This is a genomic window from Actinomadura barringtoniae, assembly GCF_017573505.1.
GTDB lineage: Bacteria > Actinomycetota > Actinomycetes > Streptosporangiales > Streptosporangiaceae > Spirillospora > Spirillospora barringtoniae.
The window spans coordinates 38,530-56,958 of the sequence record NZ_JAGEOJ010000001.1; the positions used below are offsets into that span (position 1 = coordinate 38,530).

General features: G+C 71.7%; 15 protein-coding genes. 3 read left to right on the forward strand and 12 right to left on the reverse strand.

The genetic code is table 11. The annotated features are described in order from the left end of the window. Positions 1-122: 122 nt before the first annotated feature. A complete protein-coding gene (locus J4573_RS00205) occupies positions 123-1,001 on the reverse strand; it encodes a TIGR03936 family radical SAM-associated protein (RefSeq protein ID WP_208253128.1) in 879 nt (292 codons plus the stop codon). Positions 1,002-1,452: 451 nt separating this feature from the next. On the opposite strand from J4573_RS00205, the gene J4573_RS00210 reads away from it, so the two are divergent. Continuing rightward, on the forward strand, positions 1,453-2,430 hold the full coding sequence (locus J4573_RS00210; RefSeq protein WP_307796424.1) for a class I SAM-dependent methyltransferase: 978 nt from the start codon (positions 1,453-1,455) through the stop codon (positions 2,428-2,430). Positions 2,431-2,502: 72 nt separating this feature from the next. On the opposite strand, the gene J4573_RS00215 is transcribed toward J4573_RS00210, so the two are convergent. The 10 genes from J4573_RS00215 to J4573_RS00260 all read right to left on the reverse strand — a co-directional run bounded on the left by J4573_RS00215 (position 2,503) and on the right by J4573_RS00260 (position 14,860). Continuing rightward, entirely contained in the window at positions 2,503-4,425 is a 1,923-nt protein-coding gene (locus tag J4573_RS00215; RefSeq protein WP_208253129.1) for a TIGR03960 family B12-binding radical SAM protein, read from the reverse strand. Positions 4,426-4,482: 57 nt separating this feature from the next. After that, the gene (gene rodA / locus J4573_RS00220; RefSeq protein WP_208253130.1) at positions 4,483-5,673 is read right to left on the reverse strand and encodes a rod shape-determining protein RodA; all 1,191 of its coding nucleotides are present in this window, start codon (positions 5,671-5,673) and stop codon (positions 4,483-4,485) included. Continuing rightward, positions 5,670-7,781: a penicillin-binding protein 2 gene (gene mrdA, locus J4573_RS00225; protein WP_208253131.1), complete on the reverse strand. Its 2,112-nt coding sequence runs from the start codon at positions 7,779-7,781 to the stop codon at positions 5,670-5,672. The genes rodA and mrdA overlap by 4 nt, the downstream gene beginning before the upstream one ends. Beyond that, positions 7,778-8,383, reverse strand: a complete 606-nt coding sequence (mreD, locus tag J4573_RS00230) for a rod shape-determining protein MreD (RefSeq protein ID WP_208253132.1) — start codon at positions 8,381-8,383, stop codon at positions 7,778-7,780. The genes mrdA and mreD overlap by 4 nt, the downstream gene beginning before the upstream one ends. Before the next feature lies 1 nt (position 8,384). Further along, on the reverse strand, positions 8,385-9,365 hold the full coding sequence (gene mreC, locus J4573_RS00235; RefSeq protein ID WP_208253133.1) for a rod shape-determining protein MreC: 981 nt from the start codon (positions 9,363-9,365) through the stop codon (positions 8,385-8,387). 36 nt (positions 9,366-9,401) lie between these two features. Continuing rightward, positions 9,402-10,436, reverse strand: a complete 1,035-nt coding sequence (locus J4573_RS00240; protein ID WP_208253134.1) for a rod shape-determining protein — start codon at positions 10,434-10,436, stop codon at positions 9,402-9,404. A gap of 196 nt (positions 10,437-10,632) precedes the next feature. Continuing rightward, positions 10,633-11,043, reverse strand: coding sequence for a nucleoside-diphosphate kinase (gene ndk / locus J4573_RS00245; RefSeq protein ID WP_208253135.1), 411 nt, complete (start codon positions 11,041-11,043; stop codon positions 10,633-10,635). A gap of 239 nt (positions 11,044-11,282) precedes the next feature. Beyond that, complete coding sequence (locus tag J4573_RS00250) at positions 11,283-12,869, reverse strand: hypothetical protein (protein ID WP_208253136.1); 1,587 nt, start codon at positions 12,867-12,869, stop codon at positions 11,283-11,285. Between the two features lie 129 nt (positions 12,870-12,998). Next, positions 12,999-13,307, reverse strand: coding sequence for a DUF4233 domain-containing protein (locus J4573_RS00255; protein ID WP_208253781.1), 309 nt, complete (start codon positions 13,305-13,307; stop codon positions 12,999-13,001). A gap of 173 nt (positions 13,308-13,480) precedes the next feature. Next, positions 13,481-14,860: a bifunctional folylpolyglutamate synthase/dihydrofolate synthase gene (locus J4573_RS00260; protein WP_243772334.1), complete on the reverse strand. Its 1,380-nt coding sequence runs from the start codon at positions 14,858-14,860 to the stop codon at positions 13,481-13,483. Between the two features lie 143 nt (positions 14,861-15,003). Between J4573_RS00260 and J4573_RS00265 the strand changes: the two genes are divergently transcribed. After that, the gene (locus J4573_RS00265) at positions 15,004-16,176 is read left to right on the forward strand and encodes a folylpolyglutamate synthase/dihydrofolate synthase family protein (RefSeq protein WP_372442751.1); all 1,173 of its coding nucleotides are present in this window, start codon (positions 15,004-15,006) and stop codon (positions 16,174-16,176) included. Here J4573_RS00265 and J4573_RS00270 read toward each other — a convergent pair. Next, complete coding sequence (locus tag J4573_RS00270) at positions 16,142-17,506, reverse strand: MFS transporter (protein ID WP_208253138.1); 1,365 nt, start codon at positions 17,504-17,506, stop codon at positions 16,142-16,144. The two genes, J4573_RS00265 and J4573_RS00270, sit on opposite strands and share 35 nt — an antisense overlap. A gap of 86 nt (positions 17,507-17,592) precedes the next feature. On the opposite strand from J4573_RS00270, the gene J4573_RS00275 reads away from it, so the two are divergent. Next, positions 17,593-18,342: a TetR/AcrR family transcriptional regulator gene (locus J4573_RS00275; protein ID WP_208253139.1), complete on the forward strand. Its 750-nt coding sequence runs from the start codon at positions 17,593-17,595 to the stop codon at positions 18,340-18,342. The last annotated feature ends 87 nt before the right edge of the window (positions 18,343-18,429 follow it).

Consider the following 18,429-nt stretch of genomic DNA (forward strand, 5'->3'; position numbering starts at 1 on the left):
TCCGTCAGTCGTTGGCGCCGTCGTCCCCGGCCCAGTCAGGACCGGCGGCGACGACAAAGTCGTCGGGGGTGCGCTCGTTCACCCCTGCGGACCGGTTCCGTGGAGCCACCACGGCTTCGGCCCTAAGAACGGGCGCTGACGGCATCCACGCTCGCGGCTTCACCGGACTGCGCGTGCGCAGGACCATGGGCCGCCTCGGCAACGTCGCCGGACGGCTCTGCGGTCTCCCGCCCGGGCCGAACCCGGTCGGGATGAAGCGGATCCGCGAGCTCACCGGTGACCGCGTCGAGGGGCCCCTGCGCCAGCCTGGTCACCAGTGGCGGTGACGGCGGCGCGAGGTCGGCGACCTGGCGCAGTCCGGTGAGGATGTCGTCGGGTCGTACGGCAGGTGTGGTATGCCGAACAACCATTCGAAGTATCGCACAAGGGGCATCCACCGCCTCGGCGGCACGCCGGTCCAGCTCGCACGCGGACACGGCGGCGCGCACGTCGAACCGGCGCCGTCCCTTCTTGGTGAGGCGTTCCACCTCGATCTCGTCGGCGGCCAAGAAGGCGGCCACGGCCGCGGCCGCGTCGCCATCGGCGACGCCGTCGAGCCTGATCCGCCATTCGGACGCCTCGAGCCGTTCGGCGAACGCGCTCGGCTTGCTCTGCGCGCCGCCGGGCACCGCGGCGACGGGCACGACGTCAAGAATGTCGATGCCGTCGGGCAGTGCCGCGTCGAGGTCGGTCCGCACCCGCTCAGGGTCGCGGGTCTCGGTCAACCCGATCTCGAGGTATTCGGCCTCACTGGCCACCCCGGTCGCCGCCGCACCCGTGTACGAGATCTTCGGGTGCGGAGTGAATCCCGCACTGAACGCGACAGGCACCCCGGCGCGCCGAACGGCGCGTTCCACGGCCCGGGATATGTCGCGGTGGCTTGTGAACCGCAGCCTGCCGCGCTTGGCATAGCGCACCCGCAGGCGCTGGATCACAGGGGCCGGTGCAGGGCCCTCCGGCATGGGAGCCAGGGCTTTAGTCCTTCCTACTCGTGTCGAGTCGAAAACGTCTCCCTATAGAGTACGGCCCCCTGGCACACCCGGCGCCGACCACACCGCGCTCTGTTCCAGGCTTCTGCGGTCTCGGCCCGCTCGCCTGGCGGCCCGCGAGCCGTACCGCACAAGCGGCGAGCGCGACATCGCTTCGCGATCTGGCCTGCGGGCCCTCGCCTCCGGCTTCGGGCCCGCAGGCCAGGTAGCGCGCTCGCGTGCGTGGCTGAGACCCACTTTGAACAGGCCTGAAGCCCACCACCGCCCGCCCTTGCCCGGTCGGGCTTACCAGCCCTCAAGTGTGACGGACATCACTCGCTGCAGTTGTTCAGGCAATGGCCACCCGAGAGTCACCCGGGATCATTCCCCGCTACGCCATAGTGACCCGTTCTTTCTCGCCGCTTCCTCGCAGGAGGTCGTGCCCGTGCGCGTCCCCACCTTCCGGCAACTGGGCCTGATCTGCCTTGCCGGAGTCCTCGTCACGCTCGTCGTGGCGGTCGTTCTGTCCGCCTCCGGAACGGTTCCGGCGGGCCCCGCCACGGCGGCCGTCCTCGGCGCCGTCGTGCTGGCCGGGATCGCCCTGGTGTCGGGGATGGTGCGGCGCCTCGACGACAAGGTTCAGCGTCTCACGGCGAGACACGGCCGCGCCGAGGAGGCGATGGAGCGGTCCGAACTCGAGAACGGGCGGCGCCACGACGACCTCGTGAAGCGCCTGGGCGACCTCGACGAGCACGTCTCCAAGGCCCGCGAGTGGGTGAGCCGGGACGTCTTCACCGCCTACCAGCAGGTCGAGGCCATGATCGACCTGCGCGCGCTGGTCACCCCGCGGGCGCCGATGCCGGCGCTGCGGCACTGGGCGCTGTCGCCGGACGCGCTGCGGCTCATCGTCCGCGAGGCCCACACCCGCCGCCCCGGGCTGATCGTCGAGTGCGGCAGCGGCGCGTCCAGCGTGTGGCTCGGGTACGTCGTCCAGTCGCTCGGGACCGGCCGGATCGTGTCCCTGGAGCACGACGAGCGGTTCGCCAACGCCACGCAGGACCTCGTCCGGGCCCATGACCTGCAGGACGTCGTCGAGGTCCGCTACGCGCCGCTCACGGCCTGGCAGGGCGAGAACGGCCCCAAGGAGTGGTACGACACGAGCGTGATCGGCGACCTGGAGGGCATCGGGCTGCTGGTCGTGGACGGCCCGCCCGGCACCGGCGGCCCCGCCGCGCGCTACCCGGCGGGCCCTGAGCTCCTACCGCGCTGCGCCCCCGACGCGCTGATCCTGCTGGACGACGCGCACCGGGCCGACGAGCGCGCGGTCAGCGACCGCTGGCTGAAGGAGAACGAGGGGCTCGTCCGTACGGAGTACACCTTCGACAAGCATCTGCACGCGTTCCACCGCCCCCACCCCGCCTAGAACACGCCGATCTTGCTCTCAGCGCCCTTTCAAGGCTGAAATGAGGGCGATGAGAGCAAGATCGGCGAATTCTCAGACGACGCTGAGCGGGAGCAGCTTCTTTCCGGTCGGGCCGATCTGGATCTCGGTGCCCATGGTCGGGCACACGCCGCAGTCGTAGCACGGGGTCCAGCGGCAGTCCTCGACCTCGGTCTCGTCGACGGCGTCCTGCCAGTCCTGCCAGAGCCACTCGCGGTCGAGCCCGGCGTCCAGGTGGTCCCAGGGCAGGACCTCGACCTCTTCGCGCTCCCGAACGGTGTACCAGTCCAGGTCCACGCCGTACCCGCCCAGGACCTTGTCGGCCGCGGCGGTCCAGCGCTCGTAGGAGAAGTGCTCGGTCCAGCCGTCGAAGCGGCCGCCGTCCTCCCAGACCGCCCGCACGACCGCGCCGACGCGCCGGTCGCCGCGCGACAGCAGGCCCTCGACGATCGAGGGCTGGCCGTCGTGGTAGCGCAGGCCGATGGCCTTGCCGTACTCCCGGTCGCCGCGCAGCGCGTCCTTCAGCGCCTTCAGGCGCCGATCCACGGTCTCGTGGTCGCACTGCGCGGCCCACTGGAACGGGGTGTGGGGCTTCGGCACGAACCCGCCGATGGAGACCGTGCAGCGGATGTCGCGGCGGCCGGTGGCGTCCCGGCCGGCCTTGATGACCCGCTTGGCCATGTCGGCGATCGCGAGGACGTCCTCGTCCTCCTCGGTCGGCAGCCCGCACATGAAGTACAGCTTGACCTGCCGCCAGCCGTTCTCGTAGGCGGTGGTCACGGTGCGGATGAGGTCGTCCTCGCTGACCATCTTGTTGATCACCTTGCGCATCCGCTCGGACCCGCCCTCGGGGGCGAACGTGAGGCCCGAGCGCCGCCCGCCGCGCGAGAACTCGTTCGCGAGCGTGATGTTGAAGGCGTCCACGCGGGTGGACGGCAGCGACAGCGAGGTGTTGGTGCCCTCGTAGCGGTCGGCCAGGCCCTTGGCCACGTCGCCGATCTCGCTGTGGTCGGCGCTGGACAGGCTGAGCAGGCCGACCTCCTGGAACCCCGACTCCTTCAGGCCCGTCTCGACCATGTCGCCGATCGTGGTGATCGACCGTTCCCGCACCGGGCGGGTGATCATGCCCGCCTGGCAGAACCGGCAGCCGCGCGTGCAGCCGCGGAAGATCTCCACGCTGAACCGCTCGTGCACGGTCTCGGCCAGCGGGACCAGCGGCTTCTTCGGGTACGGCCAGGCGTCCAGGTCCATGACCGTGTGCTTGTCGACCCGCCACGGCACGCCCGGCCGGTTCGGGGCGACGCGCTGGATCCGGCCGTCGTCCAGGTAGGTCACGTCGTAGAACTTCGGCACGTACACGCCGCCCGAGGCCGCCAGCCGCATCAGCAGCTCGTCGCGGCCGCCCGGGGAGCCCTCGGCCTTCCACTCGCGCACGACCTCGGTGATCGCCAGCGCGATCTCCTCGCCGTCGCCGAGCACGGCGGCGTCCAGGAAGCCCGCGATCGGCTCGGGGTTGAACGCGGCGTGCCCGCCCGCCAGCACGATCGGGTGCTCGTCCCCGCGGTCGGCGGCCTCCAGCGGGATTCCCGCGAGGTCCAGCGCCGTCAGCAGGTTGGTGTAGCCGAGCTCGGTGGAGAACGAGACGCCGAACACGTCGAACGCGCCGACCGGCCGGTGCCCGTCCACGGTGAACTGCGGGATCTGGTTGTCCCGCATGATCTGTTCCATGTCGGGCCAGACCGAGTAGGTGCGCTCGGCCAGCGTCCCCTCGCGCTCGTTGAGGATCTCGTAGAGGATCTGGACGCCCTGGTTGGGCAGCCCGACCTCGTAGGCGTCGGGATACATCAGCGCCCACCGCACGTCGGCCTCGTCCCAGTCCTTGACCTGGGAGTTCAGCTCGCCGCCGACGTACTGAATCGGCTTCTGCACGCGCGGAAGCAGCGGCTCCAGGCGCGGGAAGATCGACTCAACGGGCATGGGTGTCCTCCAGCGGACGGGATCGCAAGGTCAACCACCCAGGATAGTGCCGCGCGCCTAATCGAAAGGCCGTCGGCGGACATGAACGGCCTGCAGCAACCCCAGGGCGATCATGTTGGCGAACGTCGCCGACCCCCCGTACGACACGAACGGCAGCGGCAGGCCGGTGATCGGCATGATCCCCAGCGTCATCCCGATGTTCTCGAACGCCTGGAACGCCAGCCAGCAGACCACGCCCGTCGCGACCAGCGTGCCGAACAGGTCGGCGGCCTGGGTGGCGATCCGCAGCCCGCGCCACAGCACGACCCCGAGCAGGATCACGATCAGCGCGGCGCCGAGGAACCCCAGTTCCTCCCCCGCGACCGTGAAGATGAAGTCGGTCTGCTGCTCGGGCACGAAGTGGCCGCCGGTCTGCTCGCCGTTGAACAGCCCCTTGCCGTGCACGCCGCCCGAGCCGATCGCGATCCGCGCCTGCTGGGCGTTGTAGCCCGCGCCGCGCGGGTCGGCCGACGGGTCGAGGAACGCGGTGAAACGGTCGAGCTGGTAGGGCTTCAGCAGCCCGAAGAACCAGACGGCGAACCCGGTGAGGACGGCGCCGCCGACCAGGCCCGCCAGCCAGCGCTTCTGCGCGCCCGACACCGCGAGCATGCCGAGCACCACGGCCGCGAAGACCAGCGTGGTCCCCAGGTCGGGCTGCAGCATGATCAGCGCCGCCGGGACGCCGGTGAGGCCCAGCGCGAGCAGCACGTCCTTGCGGCCCGGCCCGATCTCGCCGTCGCGCGGTTCACCCAGGATCATGGCCAGCAGCACGACGAGGCCGACCTTGGCGAACTCCGACGGCTGCACCTGGAAGCCGCCGCCGATCACGATCCACGAGTGCGAGCCGTTGATCGTCGAGCCGAGCGGGGTCAGCACCAGCGCCAGCCCCACGCAGGCCAGCCCGTACAGGATCGGCACGTAGGCGCGCAGCAGCCGGTAGTCGAGCACGGTCACCAGGGCGCAGAGCACGATGCCGATGACCAGGTTGAGGATGTGCCGCTTGAGGAAGCCCTCGGGGTCCTGCCCCTTCTCGGTGAGCAGCTGGAACGTGGCGGAGCGGACCAGCAGCGCGCCGAGCACCGACAGCGCCGCCACGGCCCCGAGCAGCGTCCAGTCGAGCCCGCGCAGGCCCGACAGGCGGCGCTGCCATACGCCGCGGTCGCGGTAGCCGCCGACCGTGCCGGCGCTCGGCCCCAGGTTGCCGATCATGACGGCTTCCCCGAGGTCGTGGGCGTCGGGCCCGTCGTCGGCGTGGTGCTGTCATAGCGGAGCTTGGGCAGCCCGGTCGGCAGCTTGCCGTCCTTGAGCGCGGCGGGCTTGCCGTTCAGCCCGTACATCGCCTCGTAGATCTCGCGCACGGCGGGCGCGGCGGCCATGGCGCCCTGCCCGCCCTGGGAGATCATCGCGACCACCGCGTACTTCGGCTTCTTGACCGGCGCGAACGAGGCGAACCACGAGGTGTCGTCCTTGCCGTAGACCTCGGCGGTGCCGGTCTTGCCGGCCACGTCCACGGTCTTGAAGTCGAAGCCGTTGAACGCCCCGGCCGCCGTGCCGGACTTGGTGACCCCGGCGAGGCCGCCGCGGATGTAAGACAGGATCTTCGGGTCGACGGGCAGCCGGCCCGGCTTCGGGTCGTCGATCTGGCGGGCCACGCTGCCGTCCGGCCGCACCACGGCGGTCCCGACGCGCGGGGTGAGCAGCTTGCCGCCGTTGGCCAGCGCCGCGTACGCCCTGGTCAGCTGGAGCGGGGTGACCAGCACGTCGCCCTGCCCGACCGAGAGGTTGGCCGCGTCACCGGCGCGCCACACGTAGCCCTCGGCGCAGTTCTCGGCGGCGACGGCCTTCAGGTAGGCGGCCCGCGACGGGTCGGTCTTCTCTACGTCGGGGTAGCCGTCCTTGGCGCCCTTGCAGTCGGCCTTCTTGGTCGCGTTCCAGTAGTCGCGCTTCCAGCCGCGGTTCGGGATGCGGCCGATGCTCTCGCCGGGCAGGTCGATGCCGGTGCGGGCGCCGAAGCCCCAGTTGCGGGCCATGCCGACCATCGGGTCGGCGGGGTTCTTCTTCGGCTTGGTGGCGCCGTCGCGCAGCCACTCCTCGTAGGCGAACTTGTAGAAGATCGTGTCGCAGGAGACGACGAGCGCCTGGTGCAGGCTCATGTCGCCGTGGCTCTCTCCCTCGAAGTTGCGGAACGCGCGGTTGCCGACGTCGTAGGAACCCGGGCAGGAGTAGGTGCCGTGCAGGTCGTAGCCGTCCTTCACGGCCGCCGACACCGAGGAGACCTTGAACGTCGACCCGGGCGCGAACTGCCCCTGGGTGACGCGGGAGATGAGCGGCTCGCCCTTCTTCTTGCCGAGCAGCGCGTCGTAGTCGTCCTGGGAGATGCCGCCGGTCCAGATGCTCGGGTCGTACGTCGGGTAGCTGGCCATCGCGACCAGCCGCCCGGTCTGCACGTCCATCACGACCGCCGCGGCGGCGTCGGCCTTGTGACCCTGCGTGTGCGCGCTCTTGACCGCGTTCTCCAGCGCCTTCTCCGCGGCCTCCTGGACCTTGGCGTCGATGCTGGTGACGAGCGTGCCGCCCTGCGTCGGCGCCTGCTCCTGGGCGGTGCCGGTGACCCGGCCCTGGCTGTCGACCAGGACCTTGCGGTAGCCGGGCACACCGCGCAGGTCGGCGTCGTACTCGGCCTCCAGCCCGTCGCGGCCGATGAGGTCGACGCCGCTGTAGCCGGTCACCTTCAGGCCCTTGCGCCGGTCGAGCTCGTCCTGCGTGATCGGCTGGAGGTAGCCGAGGGCCTGGGCGGCGCTCGCGCCCTCCGGCTCCGGGTACTCCCGTACGGCCTGGACCTGCGCGGTCACGCCGGGGAACTCCTCCTGCCGCTCCATGATCTGCAGGGCGCGTTTGGGGTCGACCCGGTCGTCCACGGGGATCGGCTGGTACGGCGAGCCCGGCCAGCAAGGCCGCTTGATGCCGGGGCCGCAGAGCCTGATCTGCTTCTGCAGGTCGTCGTAGGTGGTGCCGAGCGTCTTGGCGAGCCTGGTGAGGACGGCCTTGCCGCCGTCCTTCTGCCGGGAGATGACCGTGCGGTCCACCGACACCACCAGCGCGGTGCGGTTGCGGACCAGCGGACGGCCCATGTCGTCCAGGATCATGCCGCGCACCGCGGGCACCACGATGTCGCGGGTGCGGTTCTGCGCGGCGACGCTGCGGTAGTGGGCGCCGTCCAGGACCTGCATGGTCCACAGGCGGCCCATCAGCACCAGCAGCAGTGCCCCGACGAGCACGTAGAGCACGACGATACGGAAATGGGTCCGAGGGTTCACAGGCGGACCCCCGGGCGCGAGCCGGAACCGGACCGGTAGCGGGCCGCGGGCACCGAGAAGCGGTCGCGTGAGGGCCGCTCACCCCGTTCGAAGCGGCGGGTGACGCGCAGGATCGCCCACACCACGAACGGGCTGGCGATCACGTCGTACAGCACCTGCAGCGGCACCATCCGCGCCACGATCGTCCAGCTGGCGCGCGGGTCGCCGAGCATCATGCCGGTCCCCGCGTACAGCACCGTGCCGACCAGCGCGCCCGCCGCGACGGCGAAGAACGGCACCATCGACTGGCGGTCCATGTCGTCGGAGGCCATGCCGCAGATGTAGCCGATCAGGCAGTAGACCAGCGCGTAGCGGCCGATGGTGTGGTCGGCGGGCGGGATGATGTCGGCCGCCAGGCCCGCGGCGAAGCCGGCGACCAGGCCGGTCAGCGACCCGTTCACCAGGGCCAGCGCGACGACGGCCAGCAGCACGAGGTCGGGCGTGACGCCGCCGGGCAGCGGCAGCCGGTTGGCGACCGACACCTGCAGGATCAGTGCGGCGACGATCACCACCCCGGCCATGATCGTGCGGCCGGTCTGCGAGCCCTCCGGTGCGTTCAGCACATCAACCCCCCGTGCTCGGCTTGTCCGACGGCGTGCCCTTCTTGTCTCCCTTGCCGTCCTTCGGCGTGGCCGAGGACGACGGTGTCGGCGTCGGGGAGGGGCTCGGTTTGGGCGGCAGGACCGAGTCGCGCGGGTCGGTCTTCGGCGGCGCGACCACGACCGCGACCACGTCCAGGGTCGTGAACTTCACGAACGGCCGGACGTAGGCGGTGCGGGTGAGGCCCCCGGCGGGCGCGTCGATCCGCTCGATGGTGCCGATGGGCACACCCGGGACGTACGGCCGCTCCCCCTGCGAGCCGAGCGTGACCAGGCGCTGCCCGATGCGCATCGCGGCGTTGGCGTTCAGCAGCTGGAACCGCATCGGGGTCTGGCCGCCGTCGCCGAGGCCGCGGCGCCCGCGGCCCTGCACGATGCCGATCTCCTTGGAGTCTTCAAGCCGGCTGCCGACCGACGAGGTCACGTCGGTGGCCAGCAGCACGGTCGCGGTGGTCGGGCCGACGCGGGTGACCCGGCCGACCAGGCCCTCCGCGCTCATCACGGTCATGTCGGGCCGTACCCCGCTGCTGGAGCCGACGTCGATCGTGACCGTGTCCTCGAAGCCCTGGCCCGCGGAGATCACCTTCGCCGCCGCGATCTTGTAGCCGCCCAGGCCCGCCGAGCCGAGGAGCCTCTGCAGCTGCGCCGAGTGGTCCTGGTCGAGGTGGGCCGCGCGCAGCTGGTCACGCAGCTGCTGGTTCTCGCGTTCGAGCCGGTCCGCGCGGCGCCGCTCCCCCGGGGCGCCGGTGAGCGAGTCGAAGGTGTTCCCGATCGGCCGCACCACCGACGCCGACGCCCGTTCGACCGGGCCGAAGACCGCCGACCCGACCCCGCGCAGTCCGCGCAGGGGCGAGTTGTCACCGCCCCGGTAGTCGATCGTGATGAGCGCTAGCGCGGCGATGAGCAGCACGCCGAGGACCATCCGGGTCCGCCGGGTGTCCTTCACCCACTGACCTCCCGAGTCTGCAGAAGTGGTGGGGGATCAGTGCCGCGGCTCCGGTACGAGTACCTGCCGGAGCGACTCGAAGTCCTCGACGCACTTGCCGGTGCCGAGCACGACCGAGTCCAGGGGGTTGTCGACGAGATGGATCGGCATCCCCGTCTCCTCGCGGAGCCGCTCGTCGAGGTTCTTCAGCAGGGCGCCGCCGCCGGTGAGCGCGATGCCCCGGTCCATGATGTCGCCGGACAGCTCCGGCGGGCACTTGTCGAGGGTGGTCTTCACGGCGTCGACGATGGCGTTGACCGGCTCCTCGATCGCGCGGCGGACCTCCTCGGCGGAGATCACCACGGTCTTGGGCAGCCCGCTCACCAGGTCGCGGCCGCGGATCTCGGCGTGCGGTTCCTCGTCGGCGGCCGGGTAGGCCGAGCCGATCGCCATCTTGATCTCCTCCGCGGTGCGCTCCCCGAGCATCAGGGAGTACTCCTTCTTGGAGAACGAGATCACGGCCTGGTCCAGCTCGTCGCCACCGACACGCACGGACTGGCTGGTCACGATGCCGCCGAGCGAGATGATGGCGACCTCGGTCGTGCCGCCGCCGATGTCGACGACCATGTTGCCGGTCGGCTCGTACACCGGGAGCCCGGCGCCGATCGCGGCGGCCATCGGCTCCTCGATGATGTAGACCCGGCGGGCGCCGGCCTGGTAGCCGGCCTCCTTCACCGCGCGCTGCTCGACGCCGGTGATGCCGCTCGGCACCGCGACGACGATGCGCGGCTTGGCGAAGTGCCGCCGCTTGTGGACCTTCTGGATGAAGTAGCGCAGCATGCGTTCGGTCACGTCGAAGTCGGCGATGACGCCGTCCTTCAGCGGACGTACGGCGACGATGTTGCCCGGGGTGCGGCCGATCATGCGCTTGGCCTCGATCCCCACCGCGACGATCTTGCCGGTGTTGGTGTTGATCGCTACCACGGAAGGTTCGTTCAGAACGATGCCGCGCCCGCGTACGTACACCAGAGTGTTCGCGGTTCCAAGATCGACCGCCATGTCACGGCCAAGAAAAGACAGCTTGTTACCCATGAAGAAAGGGAGCCCTTCATGTTGGCGAGCGTGCAGAGCGGCGTCCCCATCGTAACGCGATGAAGAGGGGCGAGACAGGCACCCCTCCGATGCGCGTCACTCAAAAATCACGCGTCTACCAGGTCAGTTTTGCCTAAAAGACACGCGGGCCGGGAGATACCGGCCCGCGTGTTGAAGGTGCGGCAAGGCTGTCGGGTCAGCCGAGCTCGGGGAAGAAGAGCTTGATCTCGCGCGCGGCGGACTCGGGCGAGTCGGAGCCGTGCACGATGTTCTCGCCGATCTCCAGGGCGTGGTCGCCGCGGATCGTGCCGGGGCCGGCCTTGACCGGGTCGGTGGCGCCGGCCAGGGCGCGGAACGCCTCGATGGCGCGCGGGCCCTCGACGACCATGGCGACCAGCGGGCCGCCGGTGATGAACTCCACCAGCTCGCCGAAGAACGGGCGCTCGCGGTGCTCGCCGTAGTGGTCCTCGGCGGTGTCGCGGGACAGCGTGCGCAGCTCCAGCGCGACGACCTTCAGGCCCTTGCGCTCGATCCGGGAGATGACCTCACCGATCACGGCGCGGCGGACGCCGTCGGGCTTGACCAGGACAAGAGTGCGCTCGGACACGGAATGTTCTCCTTGAGGAAGATGGGTGACGGTGTGCGGCGGCTCTCGCCGGGCCCGCCGTGACTTTCGCCCGGCTCGGCCGCAGCGCACGCCTGCGGGCGCATCCTACCGGCCGCACCCACCCCGCCGCCCACCCGCGACCCCCCACCCCCGCCGATCTTGCTCTCAGCGCCCTCTCACGCCACCCGAAAGGGCGCTGAGAGCAAGATCGGCGGGGTGTTCGGGGTGGGGTGAGTGAGTTAGGGGGTGGGAGCGGAGGTGGGGGTGCCGGTACGGCGGGGTCTGGTGTCTCGGCTGGCCCGGGCGGGGGTCGCGGTGACGCGCAGGCAGGCGGCGGCCAGCAGAACGGTGATCACCCCGGCGACGATCAGCCAGAGGCGGTAGCCGGCGGTCAGCCCGTACAGCTGCTGCTGGGCGCTGGTGATCGGCTGCATCCGCTGGAGGCGTCCGGCCTGGAGCGACAGGACCAGGAGCTGGCCGGTCAGGACGGCGGGCAGGCAGAGCGCCAGGCCGAACAGGGCCGCGCCGACGCCCGCGCCGCGCAGCGAGGCGGCGAGCGCCATGCCCGCACCCGCGCCGAGCGGGATCAGCGGCGCCATCAGCAGCCAGCCGCCCGAGGCGACGTCGGTGGCCAGGGACAGCAGCAGCGCCACGATGATCAGGCCGTGCCCGCCCAGGACGGCGCCGCGCGCGGCGTCGCGGGGCATCCGCGCGGCGAGCAGCGCGCCGAGCATTGCGGCGGCCCCGGCGGCGGCGAACGGGATCAGCGGGAACGCGGCGCCGTTCGCCACGGCGGTCGCGCTCGCCAGGCCCGCGAGCGGACCGGCCACCGGGTAGGTGAGCAGGCCGACGGTGACCATCACGACCGCGCAGCCGAGCGGGCTGCCGGTGGTGGCGTCGCGGCTGCCGACGATGGCGAGGCCGAGCAGGGCGACCAGGGCGATGCAGCCGACGACGAGCTGGGCGCCCGGCGACCAGCCGTAGGTGGTGACGACCGAGAGGAACGCGAACCCCGCGGCGGGAACGGCCGGGAGCAGCAGCTGGCCGCGTTCGGTGTGGCGCGGGACCGGCAGGGAGTCGCGGTTGCGCAGGACCATGCAGGCGAGCGCCGCGATCAGGGCGGCGGCCGCGGTCTCGGGGTACGGGCCGAACGCCACGCGCCAGTCGCCGGGCGGGGTGACCCCGTCGGGCAGCGGCGTCGCGTACAGGGCGGCGGGCATGGCCACCAGCAGGACGGCGGTGAACGTTCCGGCCCAGACGGCCGGGAGCATGCGTCCGCGCCGTTCCCACACCAGGACGATGAGGGCGGACAGGATGACGCCCGCGCCCAGCCCCTGGGCGACGCGTCCACCGGCGAGGATCGGCACCGAGCCGGCCAGCCGCGCGGCGGCGAGTCCGCCTCCGAGGAGCAGCAGGCCGGTCAGGAAGACCAGGCGGGCAGAGAAGCGGCGGGCGGCGACGGCGGCGACCGGGACGGCGAGCAGCGCCGCGGGGAGCGTGAGACCGGCCGCGCGGACCAGGTCGGGCAGGCCGTCGTTGGTGATGCCGAGCGCGTCGCGGGCGGGTTCGAGGACGTTCAGGCTGGTGTTCGGGAGCGTCACCGCGACGGCCGGGAGCGCGGCGAGCGTCGCCAGCAGGACCGCGGCGCTGGTCAGCGCCTCGCGCACCCGCGGCGACCGTTCGGTGGTCTCGGCGGAGGCGTCGGCGGAGGTCTCGGCGGAGGCGTCGGCGGAGGTCTCGGCGGGGATCTCTGTGGTGGTCGCGGGGGTGGGAGCTTCGGTGAAGTCCGCGGTGAAGTCCGCGGTGGAATCTGTGTGAGGGGGCACGGCCCTTCTCCTTAACGAGGGCGTCGTCCACCGATGTGCAATTTCCCAATAGAGTGGGATGTCGGATTTGCGCGATAAATTGAGATCGCGAATATCGGCGGACGCTGTGAAAACGCCGTGCCGGTGAATTTAGCGCGCTTCGGCGTTTTCCGCCTTGCGTCCGAGCCAAATGGCCGTGACCCAGAGCAGGCCGAAAAGGACGCCGAGGAAGAACATGGTCTTCACCATGAACCCGGTCGCGATGATGAGCACCTGGAAAGCGCTGCCCACCGCGACCGCCCACGGGAAGCGCAGCAGCCCGGCCAGCAGCAGGCACAGCACCGCCAGGCCGCCGCACACCGTGCCGGCGAGCGCGCCGCTCACGTGCTGCACCGAGATCGCCACCGGAATCGCCAGCGCGATCACGATCGCCTCGCAGGTCAGCACGGTCGCCAGCAGCCGCCGCGCCGGGTTGGCGGACGGCTTGGCGGCCCGCGCCGGGGCGGCGGGTTCGGCCGAGGTCGTAGAGCCCCCCGGGCTCGCCGGAGGCGTCGAGCCCGCTGGCGGCGTGGGGCTCGCTGGCGGCGTGGGGCTCGCCGGGGGTGTGGGGCTCGCCGGGGGCGTTCCGTCGCTCACTTGTCTCCCACCCGCAGCAGGGTCCGCGCGTCGCCGACGGTGGCGGCGGAACCGGTGATCAGCACGCCCGCGCCCTGGTACTCGCCGGTCTCCTCGGCCAGGCCGATGGCCTCGTCGATCGCGTCGTCCAGGCGTTCGGACAGGTGCACGCGCTCGGGACCGAAGATGCCTTCGGCGATCTCCGCCAGCTCCTCCGGCGGCATCGAGCGGGGCGAGGAGTTGCGCGTCACGACCACCTCGGCCAGCACCGGTTCGAGCTGCTCCAGGATCCCCGCGACGTCCTTGTCGGCGAACGCGGCGACCACGCCGATCAGCCGGGTGAAATCGAACGCCTCGGTGATCGTCTGCACGCTCGCGGCCATGCCGGCCGGATTGTGCGCCGCGTCCACCAGCACGGTCGGCCCGGTCCGTACGACCTCCAGCCGCCCCGGCGAGGCGGACTTGGCGAAGCCGCTGCGCACCAGGGCAGGGTCCAGCTGGCCCTCGTCGCCGCCGATATAGGTCTCGCCCGGCGCGATCCGCGTGGTGGACTCCAGGTTGGACTCGCCCCTGGTCGCGGTACCGCTGGCGAACGCCTCGACGGCGGCCAGCGCGCAGGCCGCGTTGCTGGCCTGGTGGTCGCCGAACAGCGGCAGGAAGATCTCGTCGTACCGGCCGTGCAGGCCCTGGATCGCGATCTGCTGGCCGCCGAAGGCGACGTCGCGGCTCGTCACGCCGAACTCGATGCCCTCGCGGGCCGCGACGGCGCCGACCTCGGCGACCCGGCGCAGCAGCACCTCGGCCGCGGCGACCGGCTGCTGGGCCAGCACCGCGATCGAGCCCTCCTTGATGACCCCGGCCTTCTCGCCGGCGATCTCCTCGATGGTGTCGCCCAGGTAGCGGGTGTGGTCGAGCCCGATCGGGGTGACGACGGCGACCGTGCCGTCGGCGACGTTGGTCGCGTCCCAGGTCCCGCCCATGCCGACCTCGACGACGGCCACGTCGACGGGCGCGTCCGCGAACGCGGCGAACGCCATCGCGGTCAGCACCTCGAAGAACGACAGCTTGACGCCGTGCTTGTCGTCGATGAGCTCGACGAGGGGCAGCACGTCGTTCAGCGTCTCGGTGAACTTCTCCTCCGACAGCGCCTCGCCGTCGATGGCGATGCGGTCCCGCAGGGTGGTCAGCTCCGGGCTGGTGTACAGGCCCGTTCGCAGGCCGCGTTCGCGCAGCAGGGCCTCGATCAGCCGGGCCGTGCTGGACTTGCCGTTGGTGCCCGCCACGTGGATGACCGGATAGGCCGCCTGCGGCGATCCCAGCAGGTCGACCAGATCGCGGATCCGGTCGAGGGTGGGATCGATCTCCCACTCGACGCCCCGGCTCATGATGGCGCCCATGGCGCCGCGGTAGTCGGTTACCTGGCTCACTCGGTTACCTGGCTCGTCTCTCATGCCCGCGGAAACTGACCTTTGCAGCCTACTTGCAGTGGGTGCGCGGGCCTGCCGCGACGCCCGGGAAGCGTCCTGGGAGCATGGTCGCCGTGGTGTTCTTCCGTGAGTGGCAGGATCGCGTCCCCGGTGAGTCCCGGAGCCTCGCGCGCGCCCGCGACCTGGCGAACGAGCTGGGTCTGCTGGATGTGGATCTGCCCTTGATCGTCGTTGTCGGGTCCAAGGGGAAGGGCACGTGCGCGACGTACGCGTCCGCGACGCTGGCCGCCGCCGGGCTGCGCGTCTGTACGGTCACCAGCCCCGGCCTGCGCGGCGATCGCGACCGCATCCGGCTGAACGGGAGGTCGGTGAGCGAGTCCGAGCTGGCCTCCCTGGCCGAACGCCTGGACAAGGCGATCGGCGTCCTGCCGCCTCGCAGCGACGGATATCTGGCCCCCACCGGGCTCTTCACGCTCGCCGGAGTGCTGCACGCCCGTACGGAAGGGGCCGACGCGCTGGTCCTGGAGGCGGGCATGGGCGGCCGGGGCGACGAGGTCTCGCTCTTCTCCCCCGCCACCGTTGCCATCACGCCGATCTTCGGCGAGCACCTGGGCAAGCTCGGCGACACCCCCGCCGAGATCGCGACCGAGAAGTCCGGCGTGATCAAGCCGTCCACGCGTGCGGTCGTGTCGGCGGCCCAGACGCCGGACGTCGCCGAGGCGCTGGACCGCGCGTACGACGGGATCGAGTACGCGCCGTCCACCGGGCTGGGCGACGATCTGCTGCCCGCGGGCCTCGGGCGGGCGAACGCCGAGGTCGGCTGCGCGGCGGCGCTCGCGTTGCTGGGTGAACGACCTGCGGCGCTGGAGGCGATGCTGAGGACGGTCCGGCTGCCCGGACGCCTGTCGTGGCACCGCATTCCGGGCGCGCAGGTGCTGGCCGACTGCGCGATCAACCGTGCGGGGGTCGCGGTGGCGCTGGAGACCGCGCGGGAACGCTGGGGCGGCATCGACCACGCGTTCGTCTGCCTGCCCGACCACAAGGACCTGGACGGCGCGATCGCCGAGCTGGGCGATCTGCCGGTCACGTTCGTGCGGCTGCCGTTCGAGCGGCTGAGCTTCGAGCACCCGCTGCCGCCCGCCTGGAAGGTGCTGGACGCGGTGGACCTCACGCCGGGGCTGATCGCCGGGCAGGGCCGTCACGTGGTCGCGCTCGGCACCGTCTACTTCATCTCGGCGGTGCTCAACGCGATCAACGCCGATACGGAGCGGCTTTTCGTGCTGTAGGCGCGTCCCGTTCCGCCGCCGTGTCCCGGCGACCGGCGCGCGGCAGGGCCACCAGCGCGACGGCCAGTCCGAGCAAGGCGATCGCGGCGAAGGCCACGAACCCGCCGGTGAACGCCATGGGCGCCGCCGCCTGGGCGCCCGCCGCCGCGGTGACCGTGCGGACGATGGTGTTCACGCCGGATGCCGCGCCGGTCTGGTGCGGGGCGACGGCGCCGACCACGAGCGTGCCGATGGCGGCGAACGCCAGGCCGTACCCGGCGCCGATGAAGACCCCGGCCGCGTACAACTCGGCCATGTGCCCGTGCGCCACGGCCAGGAACAGGAAGGCGACAGCGGCGAGCACTCCCCCGGCGGCGAGCGAGAAGCGCGCTCCGAGGCGCGGCGCGAGCGGGCTCACCGCGAGCGTGAGGACGGCGACCGGCAACATCACCAGACCCGCGTCGGTGGCCGATCCGCCCAAGTGAGGCGCCTGAACGAGGCGCGGGACCATCGTCGTCCCGCCGAACAGCGCGACCGCGATCAGGCCGGTGAACAGGTTCGTGGTGCCGAGCGGCGGGCGGACGACGAGCGCGAGGTCGACCAGCGGATCGCGGACGCGGCGCTCGGTCAGGGCGAACGCGGCCAGGAGCGCGACGGCCGAGGCCGCCAGCGCGAGGGCCCAGGCCCATCCCCAGGTCCGGGCCTGGCTGATCGCCAGGAGCAGGCAGATCAGGGCGCCCGACAGGAGGGCGGCTCCGGCCAGGTCGACGCGGCCGGGCCGCAGGTCGTGCGCGGCGGGCACCGAGGGAGCGAGGGCGAGGGAGACCAGGCCCAGCCCGAGCGTCAACCAGAAGAGCGAGGACGTGCCGAAGGCGTCCACGAGCGGCCCGGACACGACCATGCCGAGCGAGCCGCCGATGCCGAACATGCCGCTGAGGAGCGCGGCGAGTTTGGGGACGTGTGCGGGCGCCGCACTCGTCCGCACGATCCCGAAGGCCAGCGGGAACACGCCGCCCGCCGTTCCTTGGAGAGCGCGGCCCGCGACCAGCCAGCCGAGCGAGCCCGCCAGCGCGCAGACCAGGCTGCCCGCCGCGAAGAGGGCCAGGCAGGCCAGCAGCGCGCGGCGGTGCCCGAACATGTCGCCGAGCCGCCCGGCGATCGGCGTGGTCACCGCACTGGCCAGCATGAACGCCGTGAGCGCCCAGGTCGCGGCCGCCGGTGAGACGCCGAACTCGCGGCCGAACGCGGGCAGCGCGGCCAGCACGATCGTCTGGGCGAGCGCGGCGGACAGCGCCGCCGCCATCAGCGCGGGCACCATCAGGTCGTCCCGGCGCCTCCCCCACATCCCCATGTGCGACCCCTTCCGTGCGATTTAGGTTAGGCAAACCTAATTCTTGCGGACAGTTGTCCGCAAGAGGGTCGGATAGCGTTCGTTCCGTGACCGAGCCAGACGCTTCACCGACCGCCTCCCCGACCGCGCGGCGGGCCTGGGGCAGCCTCAGCCGGGCGGAGATCGTCGCCGCGGCGCTCGACATCGCCCGCGGCGAGGGCATGGCGGCGCTGACGATCCGGCGGCTCGCGTCCGAGCTGGGCGCGAGCCGGATGGCGCTCTACCGGCACGTGGAGGACAAGGAGGCCCTGGTCGACCTCGTGCTGAACGCGATCGCCGAGCACGACGTGGTCCCGCCCGACATCGAGGACGGGCCCTGGCAGGACCGGCTGCGGCGGCTGGCGGCGGGTATCCGGCGCGAGCTGCTCGCCTACCCGGGCATGACCGACGTGCTGATCTCACGGTCGTACCACGGGCCCGGGGCGCTGCACCTGGTGGAGACGATCCTGCGGGTGCTGGCGGACGCCGGGCTGGACGAGCGCCGGTCGGCACGGCTCTACCTGGTCTTCATCGACCTCGTGCTCGGCCGTCTCCACCGCGAGCTGCACGCCGATCCGGTCGGGCACCACCGCAACGCCAACATCGTGGCCGTGGCCGAGCGCAGCGACGGCGACCATCCCCGGCTGCGCGCCGTCGAGCCGTACCTGCGGGACGTCAGTGCGGCGGACGTGCTGGAGGCGGAGCTGGACATGTTCATCCTGGCCGTGGAGACGGCCGCGGAGGCGTCCGCGAAGGCGTCCGCGAAGGCGTCCGGGGAGACGGCCGCGGAGGCGGTCGCCGGGCGCGAGTCCCAGTGAATTCGACGAGCAAATCCGCTGTCCTTTATTCACCCCAATTCAGGGCGAATGAAAGCGGGCTGAATAACGGCTGAAGGTGCGGCGGGG